General features: G+C 71.5%; 15 protein-coding genes. 10 read left to right on the forward strand and 5 right to left on the reverse strand.

Annotated features, from left to right (window positions below; all coding sequences use genetic code 11):
• Window positions 1–79 precede the first annotated feature (79 nt).
• Window positions 80–511 (forward strand): SRPBCC family protein, encoded by a 432-nt coding sequence (locus ACIBF5_RS22235; RefSeq protein WP_396814535.1) that lies wholly within the window; start codon window positions 80–82, stop codon window positions 509–511.
• 61 nt (window positions 512–572) lie between these two features.
• On the opposite strand, the gene ACIBF5_RS22240 is transcribed toward ACIBF5_RS22235, so the two are convergent.
• Window positions 573–1,097 (reverse strand): hypothetical protein, encoded by a 525-nt coding sequence (locus ACIBF5_RS22240; RefSeq protein ID WP_396814536.1) that lies wholly within the window; start codon window positions 1,095–1,097, stop codon window positions 573–575.
• Between the two features lie 356 nt (window positions 1,098–1,453).
• Here ACIBF5_RS22240 and ACIBF5_RS22245 point away from each other — a divergent pair, with 356 nt between their 5' ends.
• Together ACIBF5_RS22245 and ACIBF5_RS22250 are read left to right on the forward strand one after the other, a co-directional pair.
• Window positions 1,454–1,762 carry a hypothetical protein gene (locus ACIBF5_RS22245; protein WP_396814538.1) on the forward strand — a complete coding sequence of 103 codons (309 nt, stop codon included), beginning with the start codon at window positions 1,454–1,456 and terminating at the stop codon, window positions 1,760–1,762.
• Between the two features lie 314 nt (window positions 1,763–2,076).
• Window positions 2,077–2,673, forward strand: a complete 597-nt coding sequence (locus ACIBF5_RS22250) for a TIGR03086 family metal-binding protein (RefSeq protein ID WP_396814540.1) — start codon at window positions 2,077–2,079, stop codon at window positions 2,671–2,673.
• 9 nt (window positions 2,674–2,682) lie between these two features.
• Here the strand turns inward: ACIBF5_RS22250 and ACIBF5_RS22255 are convergent, their stop codons facing one another.
• From ACIBF5_RS22255 to serA, 3 genes are all read right to left on the reverse strand, one after another.
• On the reverse strand, window positions 2,683–3,276 hold the full coding sequence (locus ACIBF5_RS22255) for a histidine phosphatase family protein (protein ID WP_396814542.1): 594 nt from the start codon (window positions 3,274–3,276) through the stop codon (window positions 2,683–2,685).
• A gap of 104 nt (window positions 3,277–3,380) precedes the next feature.
• Complete coding sequence (locus tag ACIBF5_RS22260) at window positions 3,381–4,739, reverse strand: FAD-binding oxidoreductase (protein ID WP_396814544.1); 1,359 nt, start codon at window positions 4,737–4,739, stop codon at window positions 3,381–3,383.
• Window positions 4,736–5,950, reverse strand: a complete 1,215-nt coding sequence (serA, locus tag ACIBF5_RS22265; RefSeq protein WP_396814546.1) for a phosphoglycerate dehydrogenase — start codon at window positions 5,948–5,950, stop codon at window positions 4,736–4,738. The genes ACIBF5_RS22260 and serA overlap by 4 nt, the downstream gene beginning before the upstream one ends.
• Before the next feature lie 514 nt (window positions 5,951–6,464).
• Here serA and ACIBF5_RS22270 point away from each other — a divergent pair.
• The 3 genes from ACIBF5_RS22270 (at window position 6,465) to ACIBF5_RS22280 (ending at window position 11,443) form a co-directional block, all read left to right on the forward strand.
• Window positions 6,465–8,300: an NAD-binding protein gene (locus tag ACIBF5_RS22270; RefSeq protein ID WP_396814548.1), complete on the forward strand. Its 1,836-nt coding sequence runs from the start codon at window positions 6,465–6,467 to the stop codon at window positions 8,298–8,300.
• A 143-nt stretch (window positions 8,301–8,443) separates the two neighbouring features.
• Window positions 8,444–9,511: a glycosyltransferase family 2 protein gene (locus ACIBF5_RS22275; protein WP_396814550.1), complete on the forward strand. Its 1,068-nt coding sequence runs from the start codon at window positions 8,444–8,446 to the stop codon at window positions 9,509–9,511.
• A 3-nt stretch (window positions 9,512–9,514) separates the two neighbouring features.
• On the forward strand, window positions 9,515–11,443 hold the full coding sequence (locus tag ACIBF5_RS22280; RefSeq protein WP_396814551.1) for a glycosyltransferase: 1,929 nt from the start codon (window positions 9,515–9,517) through the stop codon (window positions 11,441–11,443).
• 168 nt (window positions 11,444–11,611) lie between these two features.
• Here ACIBF5_RS22280 and ACIBF5_RS22285 read toward each other — a convergent pair whose 3' ends face one another.
• Entirely contained in the window at window positions 11,612–11,962 is a 351-nt protein-coding gene (locus ACIBF5_RS22285; protein WP_396814553.1) for a DoxX family protein, read from the reverse strand.
• 261 nt (window positions 11,963–12,223) lie between these two features.
• Between ACIBF5_RS22285 and ACIBF5_RS22290 the strand changes: the two genes are divergently transcribed.
• The 4 genes from ACIBF5_RS22290 to ACIBF5_RS22305 are packed head-to-tail and all read left to right on the forward strand — an operon-like array spanning window position 12,224 to window position 19,601.
• The gene (locus tag ACIBF5_RS22290) at window positions 12,224–15,073 is read left to right on the forward strand and encodes a DUF5691 domain-containing protein (protein ID WP_396814555.1); all 2,850 of its coding nucleotides are present in this window, start codon (window positions 12,224–12,226) and stop codon (window positions 15,071–15,073) included.
• Window positions 15,070–16,131 (forward strand): AAA family ATPase, encoded by a 1,062-nt coding sequence (locus ACIBF5_RS22295; protein WP_396814557.1) that lies wholly within the window; start codon window positions 15,070–15,072, stop codon window positions 16,129–16,131. The genes ACIBF5_RS22290 and ACIBF5_RS22295 overlap by 4 nt, the downstream gene beginning before the upstream one ends.
• Window positions 16,124–18,445 carry a DUF5682 family protein gene (locus ACIBF5_RS22300; protein ID WP_396814559.1) on the forward strand — a complete coding sequence of 774 codons (2,322 nt, stop codon included), beginning with the start codon at window positions 16,124–16,126 and terminating at the stop codon, window positions 18,443–18,445. The genes ACIBF5_RS22295 and ACIBF5_RS22300 overlap by 8 nt, the downstream gene beginning before the upstream one ends.
• Window positions 18,432–19,601: a VWA domain-containing protein gene (locus tag ACIBF5_RS22305; protein WP_396814561.1), complete on the forward strand. Its 1,170-nt coding sequence runs from the start codon at window positions 18,432–18,434 to the stop codon at window positions 19,599–19,601. The genes ACIBF5_RS22300 and ACIBF5_RS22305 overlap by 14 nt, the downstream gene beginning before the upstream one ends.
• Window positions 19,602–19,675: the final 74 nt, after the last annotated feature.

Here is a 19,675-nt window from a genome sequence, read left to right on the forward strand (position 1 = left end):
TCCCACGAGGTGCTGTCGCCGTTCGTCGGCGGTGGCGCGAGAGCGTACGTCAGAGTGAAGACCGTGACATCATCGCTGGGTGAACACGACTTCCCGGCACCTCAGCGTGCACATCGACCGGCCGGTGGCGGAGGTCTACAGGTTCGCCTCCGATCCCGCCAACCTGCCTCGTTGGGCCCCCGGTCTGGGTAGCTCAGTCGTGCGGGAGAACGAGTACTGGTTCGTCGAAACGCCGGAAGGACGGGCGCGGGTCACGTTCGCCCCGAACAATGAGTTTGGGGTGCTCGACCACGAGGTGTTGACGCCCTTCGGTGAGACGGTATACGTACCGCTACGGGCGATCAGCGATGGCGAGGGCTGCGAGGTGATCTTCACGTTGCGCCGCTCTCCCGGGATGACCGACGCGGAGTTCGAGCGGGACGCCGGGCTGGTCAACGGTGACCTCGCACTCCTCAAGAGAGTCCTTGAGCGCGGTGACGCCACCCCGCCGGACCGGGTTCCCCGGCCGTGAGCCGTTCGGCGGTGGCGGGGTGTCGTGCGGCCCGCCACGTGGCCGACGAAGCGGTGCGCGGTCAGTCGTTGTAGCCCGCCCAGCCGGGCCAGTACTGACGCAGGACGGGATCGGCGTCCGTTATGCGCGGCCAGAGTTGGAGGCGGTAGTAGTCGTCACCGTCCGCGCCGGCGTCGCCCCTTTCCAGATAGCCGGCACCGGAGACACGTGCCCGGTAGCTACCTGCGGGAATCTCCACCGGAATCTCGTCGGCGAAGCCGGACGCACAGAACGCCAGCCGTCCGTCCGGGACGTCCAGGTCGATGTCGACCTCGTGCGACCACCGCTCGGTGTCGGCGGTCGGCTCGGCGGCCCAGACCTGCACGCTCATCGGCGTACGCGCGTTCCGCGTCCCTGGCGTGACCAGGACGACCAGGCCGCCCCCTGCTCCCACGAACCGCTCGTTGTCGGTCGCGTCGTCGAACGCGTCCTCATAGAGGTCGTCGTTCTCCTGGTCGAGCGCGGCCTCGGAGTAGATGTATATCTGTCCGTGGTCGGCTTGGACGTGCAGGTCGAGGGCGACGACAGGCGCTTCTGGTGCAGTCACGGCGGGAAGCCTACCGAGTCCGCCGCCGTCCCCGACAAGCCAGCCGGCGCCGGTGAGCCGGGCCGCGAATCCTGACCCTCATCCGGCGAGACCGGCCCGCCGCGATTGACCGTCCGTGACGATGCGTGACGCATCGTCGGCAGCAGAAAACGTTTGATCATCGGGCGGTCGGCCGGCAGGATGTAGCAAACCTCGCGATGCCGGGCAGCTTGTCCGGCGCTGGACGAGTCGGTCCTTCCGGCAGCTCAACCGTTGTCAGGGTTGGACGCAGTAGTGCCGATATCGGAGGTGATCACGGTGTACCCCTGCTCATGACAGCCCCACCCTGGGGCGTCACGGAGCCGAAAGGTGGCCGTATGAGCAGGACCGACAAGACTCGGCCCTGGTGGGTGAAGATCGCCGATCGACCGATGGTGACCTGCCGACCCCATCATGACCATCGGTTCGGGACGTGCACCTTGCCCGAACGGATCGACGCCGACAGCACCGCGGCGGCGGCCGGCCGTCCCCCGAGAAGCTGTTACTGGAGGGTGACGGACCACTTCGCCGACCTGCTCCACGATGGCTGCCGGAGTTGCACCGACCACTACGTCCGTCGGGAAGAACGCCGTCGGAGCCGCCACCAGTTGCGCCGCGAACTGCGCAGCTACCGCAGCGAAGATTGACCAGAACGGCAGGGCCGGCCATGCGCCGGCCCTGCCGCGTTCCCACCAGACCGCTCGACGACAAGCTCACCCCTGGTTGAGCAGGTGGAGTGCGGCAGCGCCCCGACCGGCGTCGACGCGGCGAGCTCGTTGTACATGCGTACCGCCTCGCGGCTTTCGTGAGAATTAGGGAAACGCGTCCGTTATCGCGGCGCGTCCCCGCATCGATTCCAGCCCCGCCGTGCGAGTGTCGGCAGGCCGCTGTCGTACACATGTGCTTGTCTGCCAGGGGACGTGTCCCGGGCCGACTCCGATTCTGAACGGAGACAGATCTGATGACCACGACGGATCACGAGCCGCTCGCGTTGCTGACGAGTGCGTTGGATCAGGTCGGCGAGGTGCTCGCCGGGGTGGGCGACGAGCAGCAGGACCTGCCGACCCCATGTCGTTCGTGGACGGTGGCGCAACTCGGTGACCACATGGTTCATGACCTGCTCCAGTTCACCCTGGCCGCGACCGGTGGCACGCCCGACTGGTCCGAGCCCTCTCCGCCAGTGGCCGGGGACAGGGCTGCGGCTTTCCGCAAGGGAGCCGCCGACCTGCTCGACGCGTGGCGCAAGGCTGGTGACCTGACCGGCACGATGACGCTGCCGGGTATGGGAGAGGTGCCGGCCCGTTTCCCGCTCGACCAGCAGACCGCAGAGTTCGCCGTGCACGCCTGGGACCTCGCCAGGGCCACCGGTCAGTCGACCGACCTCGACCCGCAGGTTGGGCAGGCTTCCCTGGACTGGATCCAGCGCACCTTGCAGCCGCACTTCCGGGCGAAGGAGATCGACGGCGGAGCCTTCGGTCCCGAGGTCCCGATCGCTGACGACGCCCCGCTCTACGATCGCCTGGCCGCGTTCGCCGGACGCCACCCGAACCAGGTCTGAGCCCGCTACCTAGGCGTTCCACTCCGGCGGGAACCCGCTCCAGCGCAGCGCCACCGGTAGGTGCGCCATGTCGTTGAAGCGAAGCAGCGCAGGCGGGCGATCGGGGCGGTACAGGATCGTGGTCAGGGCGCAGTTGCCCTGGTTGAGCCCGAGCCAGCGCTGGTCCGGTCCGTCGAGGGCGTGTCGGACGAACCAGCCGATCAGGAAGTTGTGCGTCACGATCAACTCGTGGGTGTCCGACTCGGTCGGCACCGCATACCGCTCGATCGCGGCGGTCGCGAGCGCGGCGCCCTCGGCGTACTCCGTGCGGCTCACGCCGTCGAGGAACCGGGCGTAGACCTCCGGCAGTGCGTCCCGGTGCGGCACCGGCGGGATGTAGTCGCCAAGGACGTCGTCGGCGTGGAGCGGAACGTCAGGAAGGGACTCACCGATCAGCGTGGCGGTGTGCACCGCGCGGGGTAGTGGGCTGTGGTGGATGGCGGTCAGGGGAACCCCCACCATCCGCCGGCCCAGCAGCCGCGCCTGCTCCCGACCGGCATCGCTGAGGGCGCCCTCGTCGACCGCCTCGCCGTGCCGGGCCAGGTGCAGAAACCGCTGTGCCACAAGCTCCCCCATCGGTCGCTGAGTCCGCCTCAACCTGGGCGTTAGGAAGGGCCCCTTCCTATACCGGAAGCGATAACAAGGGGCCCTTCCTTAACCGTGCGGTGTCAGTTCGGGAGCAGGACGCCGGGGTTCAACACCCCGGACGGGTCCAGGGCGGACTTGATCCGCCGCAGGACGTCGATTTCCTCGGGGGAGCGGGAGAGTGACAGCCACTCCGCCTTCGCCCGGCCCACGCCGTGCTCCGAGCTGATGCTGCCGTGCCGCTGCGCGACCTGCCGTAGCACCGCGTCCGTGACCTGCTCGGCGTGCTCGCCCGCGCCGAGCACGTTCACGTGCAGGTTGCCCTCGCCGAGGTGGCCGAAGAGAATCGTCCGGGCTCCCGGGGCGACCGCTTCGACGGTCTCCGACAGGACCGCGACCAGTCCGGACAGCTCCCGCAGGGGCACGCAGACGTCGAGCTTGGTCGGTACGCCAGCCGTGTTGATCGCCTCGGTGTGGGTCTCCCGGTACGCCCACAGCCGCGCCCGACCAGCCGCGTCGGAGGCGACCGTGGCATCCTCGACCGCCGCACACTCGCCGAGCATGTCGAGCAACTCGTCGGTCGGGTCGGTGTGCCCGGCACACTCCAGCAGCACGTACGCCGGGTAATCGGCGTCGAAGGGCGCAGGTAGTCGGCCGTACGAGCGGACCAGCTCCATGCCCTCCGGGTAGCAGATCTCGGCTGCGGCGAGGGTGCTCAGGCGACCCCGTGCGGCGGCGAGCAGGGTGAGCGCGGCATCGGTGCCGTCGACCGCGACCAGAGCCACCGCCCGTGCGGGCAGCAGCGGCACCAGACGCAGCCGTACCCGGGTGATGATCGCCAGGGTGCCTTCGCTGCCGGCGAGCAACTGGGTCAGGTCGTACCCGGTGTTGTCCTTGGCGAGGCCGGCGAGCCGGGTGATCACGGTGCCGTCGGGCAGCACCGCCTCCAGGCCGGTGAGTTGGTCGCGCATGCTGCCGTAGCGCAGCACCCGGATGCCACCGGCGTTGGTCGCGACCATGCCGCCGATGGTCGCCGACGAGCGGGCCGCCAGGTCGACTCCGACGTCGAGTCCCGCCGGCCGGGCGTGGGACTGGAGTTTCTCCAGGGTGACCCCGGCACCGACGGTGACCTGACCCTCGATCTCGTCGACCGGCTCCAGGGCGGTCAGCCGGCTGAGGCTGACCAGCACCTCGCCGCCGGCCGGGACGGCGCCACCGACCAGTCCGGTGTTACCGCCCTGGACCACCATCGGTACGCCGGCCGTGGCGCAGGCCCGCACCACGGCGGCCACCTCGGCGGTGTCGGCCGGGCGCACCACACACCGGGCGGTCCCGGTGAACCGCCGGGTCCAGTCGGTCTCGTACGCGTCCCGCAGGTCCGGGTCGACCAGCAGGTGCGCCGGGCCGACGATCGCCCGCAACTCCTCTTCGAGGTCGCTCACGACAGTTCCCGGAGCCGGATCGTCTGGCTCATCGCGCGCAGTTGCAGGACCACATCCTCGGTGTAGCCGGCGCCGAGGTCGGTGAGCAGGTAGCCGTACTCGCCCCGGGTGGCGAGCAGTTGGCCCTCGATGTTGACCGCGTGCTCCGCCAGGATGCTGTTGACCTGGGCAAGTACGCCGGGCGTGTTGTGGTGGGTGTGCGCGATCCGGTGCGTTCCCGTCGCCTTGGGAAGTTGGATCGCGGGCAGGTTCACGCTCAGCGTGGTGTTTCCCTCACTGACGAACTGGGCCAGCTTGTTCGCCACGAAGCCGCCGATGTCGGCCTGCGCCTCCTCGGTCGAGCCGCCGATGTGCGGGGTGAGGATGACGTTCGGCAGGCCGCGCAGCTCGGAGGTGAACTCGTCGCCGCGACCCTTGGGCTCGTTCGGGAAGACGTCGATCCCGGCGCCGGCCAGGTGCCCGCTGACCAGGTTGTCGCGGAGCGCCGCGTAGTCGATGACGAAGCCCCGGGAGAGGTTGAGGAAGAGGCTGCGCGGACGCATCCGGGCGAACTGCTCCTCGCCGAAGAAGCCGCTGTTACCCGGCCGGCCATCGACGTGCAGGGTCACCGTCTCGGCGACCTCCAGCAGTTCGTTGAGGCTGTCACACCGCTTCGCGTTGCCGAGGGCGAGTTTGTCGGCGGTGTCGTAGAAGTAGACCTGCATGCCGAGGTTCTCGGCGAGTACGGAGAGCTGAGCGCCGATGTTGCCGTACCCGACGATGCCCAGGGTCCGGCCGCGGACCTCGTGGCTGCCGTTGGCGGCCTTGTCCCAGACCCCGGCGTGCATCCCGTTGTTCTTCTCGCTCAGCCGACGAGCCAGCATGATGATCTCGGCCAGCGCGAGTTCGACCACGCTGCGGGTGTTGGAGAACGGGGCGTTGAACGCGGCGATGCCGGCGGCGGACGCGGCGGCCAGGTCGATCTGGTCGGTGCCGATGCAGAAGGCGCCGACTCCGACGAGCTGCGGCGCGGCGGCCAGCACCCGGGCGGTGACCTGGGTCTTGGAGCGGATGCCGAGCAGGTGCACCCCCTCGATCCGGGCGATCAGCTCGTCCTCGTCCAGCGCGTTACGCAGTGACTCGACGAGAAATCCCTCGGACTCCAGCCGGGCGACCGCGTCGGGGTGAATGTTCTCCAGCAGCAGGGCGCGGGTCTTCCCCTGGTCGATCATGATCTTTGTTCCGTCCGTTGCGGTCCGTTGCGTTGATCGGCGGCGAGCGCGCCATAGAGCCCGGCCAGAGGCCAAGGTTAGTCCAGCGCGGGATGGATCTTTCGGGTCGTCCGCTCCGTCCCGCCCTTTGGGTCACTGACGTCCGATTTCTCCGTACCGCTGGACATTTCGTCGCGCGGCCGGGCGGTGTGACCAGCGCGGCGACGGCCGGGAGTGGGTGACGAGGTCCCCGCTCCACCGAGCGGCACCACCTCGCCGGTGAGCGGAGCACCTCGACCGGCGGGGCGCCCGCCGCCCCGTGGACCAGATGTCCGGTGTTGCCACACCGACGCCGATGCGGCGGTTGCCGCTGGCTGGCACAGGGGAACATCGTTCGTCGTGGCGGTGGCGGTGGCGGTGGCGGTGGCGGTGGCCGGTGGCCGGTGGTCGCGAAGCGGAGGCGACACTCCGTACCGGGTGGTCCACGATGGAGCGGCGCGCCGGAGAAGAGGCATGAGCTGCCTATCATCGAGTCGTGTCCGGTGACTCACCACCCGCCGCCCAGGTGCCGGAGACCGGCGTGCCCGAAGCGGTCGAGCGGGGACGGGTGGGCCACTTCATCGTCTGGGGCGACAACCCGCTCGCACGCCGGCTCGTCGCCGAACTGATGGACACCTATCACGCCCCGGTCACGGTGATCGTGGGGTCGATGTCCGCCGGTCAGGCGCCGGAGATCGCCGGACTGCGCCCGGAGAACGACGACCCCACCCTGCGTCCGGTCGTCGTCGTCGCGCCCCGACTCAACGAGGAGGTCCTCCGGTACGCCGGAATCGATCGGGCCGCCGCCCTGGCGCTGGTCGGCCGGGACGACATCGACAACGTTGACGCCGCCATGATGACGCGCGAGGTCAGTCCCACCGTCCGGATCGTGGTACGGATCTTCAACCCGATCCTCGGTGAAGGCGTCGCCGCGATGCTCGGCGACTGCGACGTACTCTCCGGTTCGGAGATCGCCGCCCCGGCATTCGTGGCGGCCGCGCTCGGCGACGACACGCCCCGCTACATCCGGCTCCCGGACGAACTGCTGATGGCGGTCAACCGCGAACGGATCACCGATCCGGACGACATCCTCTGCGGGCTCGCGGTCACCGGTAGCGGAACCGACCCGGTCACGCTGCCGGAGCCCGACGACACCGCCGACCTCGTCCTCGCCCGGGTGACCGGACGCCAGCCACGGCCCGTCCCGCGCCGTCGTCGCCGCCCCCTGCGCACCACCCGGCTGCTGCTCGACCGCAAACTACGGCTTGCCCTCGGCACGGTGGCCGGACTGCTGCTCACCGGCACCCTGACCCTGAGCGTGCTGCGGGACATCAGTTTCTGGCAGGCCGTCTACCTGACCGCCGTGACCACCCTCGGTGGGGCCGACGCCGACCTGGAGGGCTCCGCCGCCGAGCAGGCGGTGCAACTCGTCCTCGTCCTCGCCGGGGTGGCGCTGATCCCGGCCGTCACCGTGCTGCTGGTCGGGCTGGTGGTCAACGTACGGCTGGCGCTCGCCGCCGGTGAACTCACCGAGCCGATCGCGAACCACGTGGTCGTGGTCGGCCTCGGCAACATCGGCACGAGGGTGATCGAGGAACTGCACGCACTCGGGATCGAGGTCGTCGCCATCGACCGGGCCGCCGACGCCCGGGGCGTCCAGGTCGCCCGGGACCTCGGCATCCCGGTGCTGGTCCGGAACGCCAACAGCGCCGAGACACTACGGGCGGCATCGGTGCAGACGTGCCGTGCGCTGGTGATCCTCTGTCGTGACGACGTGACCAACCTGGAGACCGCTCTGCTCGCCCGATCGGTACACCGGACCGCCCTGGAGTCGGCCGGGTCGGCGGGCGCGGAGAAACCGGTGCCGCTGCGGGTGGTGCTGCGCCTCTTCGACGAGGAGTTCGCCGGACGGATCAAACGCTCCTTCGGGATCGACATCTCCCGGAGCGTCTCCTACCTGGCCGCCCCGGCGTTCGCCGCCGCGCTGCTGGGGCGCGGAGTGATCGACACCGTGTCGGTCGGACGGCGGGTGCTGCTCGTCGCCGAGATCCCGGTCGGCGCCGGCTCCGCGATCGAGGGGGAGTTCTGCCCCGAGATCAGTCGGCCGCACGAGGTACGGATCATCGCAGTTCGGACCGGTCGGATCGGCCAGACCCTCTGGTCCGTGCCGGACCGCCGGCCGTTGGTCCGTACCGACCGGCTGCTGGTGGTCGCCACCCGGGCCGGGCTGGCCGCGCTCCTCGCCCGTGCCGCGCCCTCGGCCAACCCGCCGCCGTTGGTGGAACCACGCCCGTTGCCACTGCTCGCCCAGCCCCGACCGAAACCGTTCTGACCAGGGCGCGTGCGAGATCATGGCTGGCCCCGGAGCGGCGCAGCCGTTGTCACATGGTCACCCCGCGTTAACGTGATGGCCGCTGCCTGGCCTTTCGGTTGTCCGAGGCTGACCCGGCCCGACGTAGCCGGAGGAGGACAGCCGTGGCACTGCTCAGCTTGATCGTGCCGGTCTACCGGGTCGAGGAGTACCTCGCGGAATGTCTCGACTCGCTCCTCGATCAGTCGTTCACCGACTTCGAGGTGATCGCGGTCGACGACGCGTCCCCCGACGACTCCGGCAGGATCCTCTCCGCGTACGCCGAGCGGGACAGCCGGATCAAGGTGGTGACCCTGCCCCGCAACGTCGGCCTCGGCGCGGCACGCAACACCGGCCTGCGGCACGCCACCGGCCGCTACGTCTGGTGCGTCGACAGCGACGACTGGCTGCCGCCGGGCACGCTTGAGGCGGTCGCCGCCCGGATCGCGCAGACCACGCCGGACTTGCTGGTGACGGGTTACGCCCGGGTCTACTGGGACGGCCGGATCGAGGACCACCCGGTGAGTGCGGTGCAGCAGGGGCGCGAGGTGCCGGAGAGCTTCACCTTCGCGGAACAGCCGGGCCTGCTCAACCACCTCTGGATCGCCTGCAACAAGGTGATCCGGCGGGACTTCCTGGTCGAGACCGGTCTCACCTTCGGCCCCGGCTGGTACGAGGACGTGGCGTTCGTCCTGCCGCTGATGCTGGCCTCCGGACGGATCAGTCTGCTCGACCGGGACTGCTACGGCTACCGCCAACGGCAGCAGGGCGCGATCACCCGAACCGTCAGCGAGCGTCACTTCGAGGTCTTCGACCAGTGGGACCGGGTCTTCGAGTTCATGAACTCCCGCCCCGGCGAGTTCGCCACCCTCCGCCCGGTGATCTTCCAGCGGATGATCTGGCACTGCCTCCAGGTCCTCGGGCACGCGAGCCGGGTGCCGGGACCGATGCGCCGCACCTTCTTCGCCCGGATCACCGCGCAGTACCGCCGGCACCTGCCGTCCGGGGGTGCCCCGGTGGCGGCGGGCAACGACGGAATGAAGCAGCGGCTGGTCGCACTCGGTGCGTACCAACTCTTTGAAATGCTCATGAGCGCGTGGCAGATTCGGCAGCGATTGGCCGGACGCCGGCCGCGAGTGGGCGTGTCCGCGCCGCGTACAGTGGTGCAACGGTCACCGATCAAAACAGGATGAGGCATGCCGAAAGCCACAACTGAATCGTCCGGCGCACACCCGGGCGGTACGTGGCGACTGGTCAACGGCCCGCGGCCGGCACTCAGCGAACGGGTGGGCCGCCTGGTCGGCCTGCGGGTGCTGAGGTTCCCGGGATCGCGTGGCGTGCTGGTCGTCGCCGGCACCATGGACCGGTTGCACGAGCTGCTGCCGCAGCCCCGCGCGCTCGCACCGACCAGCCGCGCCCGGATCGTCGTCGTCTACTGGCGTCGGCCGCGCAAGGCCTGGTCGGGGCGGATCGGACCGGTCGACTACCTGATCCGGCAGCGGGTGGCCCTGCCCCGTCTCGGGCGCGGTACGGCGACCGTCCGGCTCCGGCTCGGTGAACCACTCCCACTGCGAGAGGTCCTGCGAGGGGCGATGCACGCCCTCGCCCCCACCCTGCCGCTGCCCGCCCCGGTCAGCGCGAACCTGACCAGCCAGGGTGGGACGCCGGCGTACCTGCCGACCCAGCTCGGTGCGGCCGTCGTGACCGACGCGCTGCCGCTGAGCACCGACATCCGGGCACACGACGTCGTGTTGCGCCACCCGGGCGTGACAGCGGCGGACGGCCCGGCCGACGAACGCCCGTACGCGGTCGCGGTGCCGACCAGCCGGCACGGCGTACAGACTCCCGGCGGCGAGTCCGTGGTGCTGGTCGACGCCCGGTGGATCAACCCGCGGGGGCGCAGGGGCGGCTCCTACCGGCCCGAGGCGGGCACGGTCCGGCTCGACCTGGAACCGACCGGTCGCCCCGCCCGCCGACCCCGGGCCGAATCCGACCGCCGCCTCCTGGGCGGCTCCGGTCTGGACGCCACGACCCTGGCCACCCTCCGCCAGGTGAGCCTGGTCGAGTGCCCGCCGTTGACCGACGAGCGACCCTTCGACACCGCCGCACTCCTGGTCCAGTTGGCGATGACCGGAGCGGTGCTGCGCGTGCCGGCGTTGCCTCCCCGGGTGGCCGAACTGGTCGCACCCGAACTGCGCGCCGTGCTCGCCACCGCCCCACCGGTCGACGACCCGCTCGCGCTGGAGGCGCGCAGCGTACGGCAGCGGCGGGCCGCGATGCGTGGCCACGCGGCCGGGTTCGCCCTGCCCCGGGTGGCGGCGGACGCGTTGCCGGAGCTGAACCGCCCGCCGTCGGTGAGCGCGATCCTGGCCACCCGGCGACCGGAGATGCTCGCCGGAGCGGTACGCGCGATGATCGATCAGACCTACCCGGAGCTGGAGATCATCCTCTGCCTGCACGGCATCGACCTCCCCGCCGAGGTGGCGACGATGCTCACCGAGTCCGGCCGCCCGTACGAGATCGTGCGCGTGCCCGGCACGACCGGTTTCGGCGCGGCGCTCGGTGAGGCGACCCGGCGGGCCCGGGGAAGTCTGGTGACCAAGTTCGACGATGACGACAGCTACGGCACCGAGCACGTCTGGGACCTGGTGCTCGCCCGCCACTACTCCGGCGCGACGCTGGTCGGCAAGGGCACCGAGTTCGTCTACCTGGAGACACTCGGGGTCACCGTCCGTCGCCCGTCCGGGGTGCCCGAGTCCAACGGCGAGATGGTCGCCGGCGGCACGATGTTGCTGGCCAAGGGCGACCTTGAGGCGGTTGGGGGATGGCGCCCGGTGCCTCGATCGGTCGACTACGGCGTCATCGAGCGACTCCGCCGCGACGGCGCGGTGATCTACCGGACCCACCCGCTCGGCTACGTCTACCACCGGCGGGAGTCGGGACACACCTGGGACCCGGGGCAGCAGTACTTCCTGGACACCGCATTCGCCCGTTGGCCTGGCATCCCCGCCGAGGCGTTCGCCAACCCGGTGTCGGACGAGGCCGGCCCGGGGTCGGCGAACCTCGGCATGGCGCTGGAGACGGCCGGGCCGGTGACGGAGGGGGCCACGTCCCGCCTCTCCTGAGCGGCGCCCGGTCCCGACCGTGACGGGTCGGGCGTTGACCTCCGTTCGGGGTCCGGCTCGACCCGCCATGGTCTGCCCGTCTTACACGGCGGACATCGTGCGGCTCGCCTGACGCTCGGATCGAGCGGGGTCGTGGGATGGTCGCGGGGCGTGCCGAGCCCCGCCACCTCACCAGTGGTGGGCCAGGTTCACGACCAGAGCGGCCACCACCGTGGAGAAGAACACCGCCCATCCCACGAGCTGACGGGAACCCACTCGCAGGTGGGCAACGAGCGCGCCGACGAAGTACAGCACGAGTCCAGCGGCGGCGAGTGTTCCCAGCAGTGGCACAGCGAACCCGGCCAGCAGCCCCAGCGAGCCCGCCGCCAGCAGCATGCCAAGCACCGGCACCCACGACCGTGGCACGCGCTTCGTGTCCGCCTGAGCCTTGCGGTAGTCGTGGCCGATGAGATAGGTGACGGCGGCGCTGCCGTTGAGGAACGAGGCAACGATGGTGATCGTGACGTACGCGGCGAACATGGTCCTCCTCTTGAGACGTGTGCTGGACGGACGAGCTGGCGACGTGCGATGTGACGTGCGTGGCTGTGACCTGGAACACCAACCCGACGTACGTCCGTAGCCGGTGAGCAGCCGGCGAGTGGACCTCGGCAGATGTGGCGACGTTGACGTCGGCGGTGGACGGTGACCGCTATTGATCAGGGGTCGGTGCGGCTGACAGCGGGGCGAGCCGCCGGGGCAGCAGCGCACGAAACTGTCGGGGCGGGTATCTAGAGTGCCGCTGTGCCAATCGAACCGTGGTCCAACGCACAGGTGCTCGCGCTGGCTCCCGACCCCAGTTCCGCCAAGGGTGCGCGCAGTGTCAGCGGCGCGGCGAAGTGGACCGCCGCCGGGCTCGACGACGACGTGCTCTGGGGGCTGTGCCGGGGCAGCGGCAGCAACCCGTACCAGGCCTGTGTCGACCTGACCGAACCCGCGTACCGCTGCTCCTGTCCGAGCCGTAAGTTCCCCTGCAAGCACGCGCTCGGTCTGCTCCTGCTCTGGTCCGACGGCGGGGTGAGCGAGCAGGCCGCGCCCGACTGGGTGCGGGAGTGGCAGGAGAAACGCTCAACCCGCGCCGCGAACGCCGCCGCCAAACGCGCCCAGGCCGGTCCCGTCGACCAGGCCGCCGCCGAGAAGCGGGCCGGGCAACGGGCGGACCGGGTCACCGCCGGACTGACCGAACTGGACCGGTGGCTGACCGACCAGGTGACCCAGGGCCTCGCCGGCGCCCACCGTGCCGGATCCGGGCCCTACGCGACGATGGCCGCCCGCCTGGTCGACGCCCAGGCGCCGACGGTCGCCGGCACGGTTCGCCGCGTCGGCGAGGTCGTCGGTGTCGGGTCGGACTGGGCCGACCGGCTGCTCGGCGAACTGTCACTGCTGCGGCTGCTGGTCGCCGGGCACTCCCGGATCGAGGAGTTGCCGGCAGAACTGGCCGCCACCGTACGGAGTCGGGTCGGCATCCCGGTCACCACCGACGAGGTGCTCGCCGGCCCGGCCCTGCGTGACCGCTGGCAGGTGCTCGGCCATGTCGACCTTCCCGACGAGCGGCTGGTCGCCCGTCGGACCTGGCTGCACGGCACCGAGTCCGGACGGTCCGCGCTGCTGCTCGCCTTCGCCGCACCCGGTCAGGCGCTGCCGGCGGACGTGGTGCCGGGCACGGTGATCGACGCCGAACTCTGCTGGTACCCCGGAGCGTTCCCGCAGCGGGCTCTGCTCGCCCGACGGCACGGCACCACACCCGGCGGACCACCGGTCGGTGCGGTCTGCGTCCGCGACGCGCTCGCCGGCTGGAGCGCGGCACTCGCCGCCGAGCCATGGTGCGACCAGGTGGTGATGCTTCTCGCCGACGTGGTGCCCACCGAGGACGGTCACCTGGTCGACAGGGCCGGCGACGCGATCGCCCTGCGTCCGGCGGACAACCCGCCGTGGTGGTTGCTCGCCGCCGCCGGTGGCCGCCCGGTTCCGGTGGTCGGCGAGTACGGCCCGGCCGGATTCCGTCCGCTGGCGGCGTGGCCGGAGGGTGAGTTTCTGCCGGCCCCCGCCCGTACCAGCGCCGACCTGCGCTCCGCGCAGCTCCCGCCGGAACTCGTCTCGGCGGCCCTGGTCGGCACCGGCCGTCGGCCGTTCAGCGCCGCGACCGTCGACATCGGCGGGAGGGCTCTGCCCGTGGTCTCCGGTGCTGATCCGGCGGCCACCCTGCTGGACACCGCCGCGGTGGCGTTGACCTACCAGCGGGCCGGCGTCACCCCTGATCCCGGCCGCTCGCCGGTGGAGGCCGCACCGGCGGAGACCCGCCCACCGGTGTCGGCTCCGGCAGCCCGCCGGCTCGCCTCGCTCCTGGCCGACGGTGGCGGACCCGGTGGCGCCGAACTGGGGCAGCGGCTACTCGGTGGATGGCTGCGGCTCGCCGCCGAGCGCGGCTACCTGGCCCCGGCGCAGTGCCTGCCCGCATTGCTGGAGAGCGGCCGGCGCAGCAGCGCGCTGCGCGCCTCGCTCGCCACCGTCGCGGGTCGCCGCGGCGGGTGGCTCGCCGCCCAGAACGGCGAGTGGAGCTATCTGCTGACCGAGGCGACCCCCGATCCGGACCCGGGTGACTGGGCCACCGGTACCCCGGGCGAGCGGCTGGCCTACCTGGTGGCGCTGCGCCGTGCCGACCCGGCATCCGGTCTCGACCTGCTCGTCGGGGTGTTCGACGACGAGGCGCCGGAGGACCGGGCCCGGTTCGTCGGCGCTCTCGCCAACGGTCTGGCCGACCGGGACGAGCCCCTGCTCGAACGGGCGCTCGACGACCGCCGCAAGGAGGTGCGCGACGCTGCCGCCGGGCTGCTCTGTGGGTTGCCCGGCTCGGCGCTGGGCGACCGAATGGCGCGGCGGGCACTCGGCTACGTCCGGCTCGACGGGGGAGAGCTGGTTGTCACCCCACCGACCGAATGCGACGCCGGAATGCGCCGGGACGGAATACCGCCGAAGGGCCCGCAGGGCGTCGGCATCGGTGCCTGGCTGCTGGGCGAGGTGCTCGCGCGTACGCCGCTGGAGACCTGGTGCGGCGCGTTCCACCGGACGGCCGAGGAGATTCTGACCCTGCCCGTGGCCGACGACTGGGGCCCGGTGCTGCACCGGGGACTGGCCCGGGCGGCGGTGGCGCAGCGCGACTCGCAGTGGTTGGTTCCGCTCGCCGACGAGATGTCCCGGGACCTCAACCGGCACGACGAGCGGTTGGTTGCCCAGTTGTACGAGACGCTCTCCCCGTCCGACCTGGCCCGGTACGCGACGGCCGCGTTGCGCCGCTCTCCGGGCGAGGCGCTACGGGTCGTCGAGCTGCACCCGGGGCCGTGGCCCGAACCGCTCGCCGACGCGGTGGTGGAGTCGATCGGTGCCCTGATCCGAGGCGACCATCGGACCGAATGGCAGGCCGGCGAACTCTGCCGGATCGCCGCCACCGCCCTGCCGCCCTCCTACGCCGCCGAGCTCGCCGAGCTGGCCGACACGATCGAGCGGGAGCACCCCGAGACCCGGCGCGGCGGCATGGTCCGCCGACTCGCCGCCACCCTGACCTTCCGACACGAGATGTACGAGGAGCTCCGATGACCGCCCTGCGCCCCCACGCCGAGCAACTGTTCGCCGAGGAACTGGCCGCGCTCGCCAGCGCGGACGACCGGCCCCGTCCGCCCGGTTGGCGGCTTTCGCCGCAGGCGGTGGTGACCTACCTTCTCGGCGACGATGCCAAGATCACCCCGAAGTACGTCGGCCCGCGTCGGCTGATGGAGGTCGCGGTCGCCACCCTGGCGACCGACCGGGCGCTACTCCTGCTCGGGGTTCCCGGCACCGCCAAGACCTGGGTCTCGGAGCACCTCGCCGCGGCCATCTCGGGCGACTCCACCCTGCTGGTGCAGGGCACCGCCGGCACCCCGGAGGAGGCCATCCGGTACGGCTGGAACTATGCCCGCCTGCTCGCCGAGGGACCTTCGACGGCAGCGCTGGTGCCGAGCCCGGTGATGCGCGCGATGGAGACCGGCACGATCGCCCGGGTGGAGGAGCTGACCCGGGTCCCGTCCGACGTACAGGACACGTTGATCACGATCCTCTCCGAGAAGACCCTGCCCGTGCCGGAACTCGCCGGCGAGGTGCAGGCGACCAAGGGCTTCAACATCATCGCCACCGCCAACGACCGGGACCGGGGTGTGAACGAACTCTCCAGCGCGCTACGCCGCCGGTTCAACACGGTCGTGTTGCCGGTGCCGGCCTCCGCCGACGAGGAGGTCGACATCGTGGCCCGCCGGGTGGCACAACTCGGGCGCTCGCTGGAACTGCCCGAGGTGCCGCCGGCCCTGGAGGAGATCCGCCGCGTGGTCACGGTCTTCCGTGAGCTGCGCAGCGGCCTGACCGAGGACGGCCGGACCAAGGTGAAATCGCCGACCGGCACCCTCTCCACCGCCGAGGCGATCTCGGTGGTGACCAATGGTTGGGCGCTCGCCGCCCATTTCGGCGACGGGGTGCTCCGCCCGGGTGACGTCGCCGCCGGCATCGTCGGCGCGGTGATCAAGGATCCGAGCAGCGACCCCGTCGTCTGGCGTGAATACCTGGAGACCGTGGTCCGTGAGCGGGATGGTTGGACCGCCTTCTACCGCGCCGCCCGCGATGCCTGAGCGCTTCTACGGGGTACGCCACCACGGTCCCGGATCGGCCCGCGCGGTGCTGGCGGCGCTGACCGAGCAACGCCCCGACCTGCTGCTGATCGAGGGCCCACCGGAAGCCGACGACCTGGTCCGATGGGTCGCCGACCAGGGCCTGGAGCCGCCCGTAGCGCTGCTCGGCTACGCCACGGACGACCCGCGCCGGGCGGCGTACTGGCCGTTCGCGGTCTTCTCCCCGGAATGGCAGGCGATCCGCTGGGCGGTCGACCACGACGTACCCGTCCGCTTTTTCGACCTGCCGTACGCGTACCGGCTGGGTGAGTCCCGCGCCGGCGACGGGGCGGAGTTGCCCGAGCCCGAGACCGGCGTCGACGGCGGCACCGGGATCGACGGCCCGTTCGGCGACGACGCCGAGACCCGACCGGGTGAACCGGTGCCGCCGGTCCGGCCGGTCGACCCGATCGCCGAACTCGCCGCTGCCGCCGGCTACGACGACCCGGAGCGCTGGTGGGAGGACGTCGTCGAGCATCGTGGGGCGCCGGCCTTCGAGGCGATCGGGGAGGCGATGGCCGCGATCCGGGCCGAATCCCCGGAGGATCCGGACGACCTGCTCCGCGAGGCGTACATGCGGGGGGTGCTGCGCGAGGCACGGAAGAGCCATCGCAACCTCGCCGTCGTCTGTGGAGCGTGGCACGTGCCGGCGTTGACCGCCACGGTGCCGGCGAGCCACGACAACGCGCTGCTCAAAGGGCGGCGCAAGAGCAAGGTCACCTTCACCTGGGTGCCCTGGACGTACGGCCGGCTCGCCTCCTGGCAGGGCTATGGTGCCGGAGTCCGCTCGCCCGGTTGGTACCACCACCTGTTCACCACGCAGGACGAGGTGGTGCCACGCTGGCTGGTCGCCGCCGCCGGGGTGTTGCGGGCGGAGGGTGTGCCGACCTCGTCGGCGCACGTCATCGAGGCGGTCCGGCTGGCCGAGGCACTGGCGACGATCCGGGGCCGGCCCCTGGCGGGGCTCGCCGAGCTGACCGAGGCGACCCGCTCGGTGATCTGCGAAGGCGACGACCTGCGGCTGGACCTGGTCGACCGGCAACTGGTCGTCGGTGAGCGGCTCGGCGCGGTTCCCGACGACATGCCCGCGGTGCCGCTCGCCCGTGACCTGGCCGCGCAACAGCGGACGCTGCGGCTCAAGCCGGAGGCGCTCGACCGGGAACTCGACCTGGACCTGCGCAAGGAGATCGACCTCGGGCGGAGTCGGTTGCTGCACCGGCTCCGACTGCTCGGCATCGGGTGGGGCGAGCCGACCCGGGGCCGGCAGGGCAAGGGCACCTTCCGGGAAACCTGGCGATTGCGCTGGCTACCGGAGTTCGCCGTCGCGGTGGTCGAGGCAGGTGCGCACGGTACGACCGTGCAGCACGCCGCGACCACCAAGATCACCACGGCGGCACAGGACGCCGAAGGGCTCGCCGAGGTGACGCCGCTGGTCGAGCAGTGCCTGCTCGCCGACCTCACCGACGCGTACCCGGCGGTGCTGCGGGCGCTGCACCACCGGGCCGCGCTCGACGCCGACGTGACCCGGCTGATGGCGGCCGTGCCGCCGTTGGCCCGCACCCTGCGCTACGGCGACGTCCGGGGTACCGAGCTGGGTCCGCTCCGTACGGTCACCACGGGTCTGCTGGTCCGGATCTGCGTCGGACTGCCCCCGGCGCTCCGGTCGCTCTCCGACGACGCGGCCCGGACGATGCGCGACCACATCGACGCGGTGCACGCCGCGCTCGGCCTGTGGGACGAGCCGGAGCCGCGCGAGCGGTGGCTCGACACCCTGGCCGGGCTCGCCGCCCGCGACACCGAGGCACATCCGGGAGCGGACCAGTCGACGCACGGGCTGGTCGCCGGCCGGCTGACCCGGATCCTGCACGACGCCGGACGACTCGACGCGGACGAGACCCGGCGTCGGATGGGTCTGGTCCTCACCCCCGGGACGCCGCCCGCCCAGGCGGCCCACTGGATCGAGGGCTTCCTCGCCGGCGGAGGACTGCTCTTCGTCCACGACACCGCACTGCTGGGCCTGGTCGACGGGTGGCTGACCGGGATCGCCCCGGAGGTCTTCACCGACGTGCTGCCGTTGCTGCGGCGTACGTTCGGCGCCTTCGCCCCACCCGAACGGCGGGCCATCGGCGAGCGGGTCCGGGGCGACCGGCCCGACGCCGACCAGCCGGGTCAGCGGTTGCCGCTCGACCACGACCGGGCCGCCGGGGTCCTGCCCGCCCTGGCCACCCTGCTCGGCCACCAACCACTGCTAGGGGGTCCGCGTGCACACGGCTGACGAGGAGAGGTTGCGCCGCTGGCGCCTGGTGCTCGGCGGGGCGGCCGACGGTTCCTGCGGACAGCCCACCGGCGCCGACGCGGGAATGGACGCCGCGCTCGCCGCGCTCTACGACAGCGGCGGCGATGGCGGCGACGGCGGCCCGCCACGGCAGCGCTCGGCCGGGCTCTCCGCATCCGCGCCCCGGGTCGCCCGCTGGCTCGGTGACATCCGGGAGTACTTCCCCAGCACGGTGGTCCAGGTGATGCAGGCCGACGCGATCGAGCGGCTCAACCTCACCAGTCTGCTCCTCGAACCGGAGATGCTGACCGCCGTTGAGCCCGACGTGCACCTGGTCGGCACCCTGCTCTCCCTCAACCGGGTGATGCCGGACAAGACCAAGGACCTGGCCCGCCAGGTGGTCCGGCGAGTGGTGGAGGAGTTGGAACGGCGGGTGGCGCAGCGAACCCGAGCCGCGGTGACCGGGGCACTGAACCGGGCCACTCGGGTCGACCGGCCGAGGCACGCCGACATCGACTGGGACCGCACCATCCGGGTCAACCTGAAGCACTACCAGCCGGAGTACCGCACGATCGTGCCGGAGCGCCTGATCGGCTACGGCCGGCGCAACACGGCGGTGCAACGGGACGTGGTGCTCTGCGTCGACCAGTCGGGTTCGATGGCCGCGTCCGTGGTCTATTCGGGCATCTTCTCGGCGGTGCTCGCCTCGATGCGTTCGCTGCGTACCTCGCTGGTCGTCTTCGACACCGCTGTGGTGGATCTGACCGACCAGCTCAGCGACCCGGTGGAGGTGCTGTTCGGCACCCAACTCGGCGGCGGCACCGACATCAACCGGGCGATCGGCTACAGCCAGGGCCTGATCACCCGCCCCCGGGACAGCATCTTCGTGCTGATCAGCGACCTGTACGAGGGCGGTGTCCGGGCCGAGATGCTGCGTCGGGTCGCCGCCATGGTCGAGGCCGGGGTGCAGGTGGTGGTGCTGTTGGCGCTCTCCGACGAGGGTGCGCCGGCGTACGACCACGAGAACGCGGCGGCGCTCGCCGCGCTCGGCGTACCCGCCTTCGCGTGCACGCCGGACGCCTTCCCCGACCTGATGGCCGCCGCGATCGAACGCCGGGACCTGCGGGCCTTCGCCGAGCGGTTCGCTGGTCGTTGATCGGCGCACGGGCGGGCGACGGCTGACCGCCTGGCACCGGCATGGTGGACGTCCACGGTCGCACCCCTGCCACC

Origin of the sequence: Micromonospora sp. NPDC050417 (assembly GCF_044458865.1) — a bacterium.
Lineage (GTDB): Bacteria > Actinomycetota > Actinomycetes > Mycobacteriales > Micromonosporaceae > Micromonospora_G.

Coding starts and splice junctions, on each gene's coding strand:
- ACIBF5_RS22245 (WP_396814538.1), top strand. CDS start 1,454: ATGAGCAGGACCGACAAGACTCGGCCCTGGTGGGTGAAGATCGCCGAT.
- ACIBF5_RS22285 (WP_396814553.1), bottom strand. CDS start 11,962: ATGTTCGCCGCGTACGTCACGATCACCATCGTTGCCTCGTTCCTCAAC.
- serA (WP_396814546.1), bottom strand. CDS start 5,950: ATGATCGACCAGGGGAAGACCCGCGCCCTGCTGCTGGAGAACATTCAC.
- ACIBF5_RS22295 (WP_396814557.1), top strand. CDS start 15,070: ATGACCGCCCTGCGCCCCCACGCCGAGCAACTGTTCGCCGAGGAACTG.
- ACIBF5_RS22280 (WP_396814551.1), top strand. CDS start 9,515: ATGCCGAAAGCCACAACTGAATCGTCCGGCGCACACCCGGGCGGTACG.
- ACIBF5_RS22300 (WP_396814559.1), top strand. CDS start 16,124: ATGCCTGAGCGCTTCTACGGGGTACGCCACCACGGTCCCGGATCGGCC.
- ACIBF5_RS22250 (WP_396814540.1), top strand. CDS start 2,077: ATGACCACGACGGATCACGAGCCGCTCGCGTTGCTGACGAGTGCGTTG.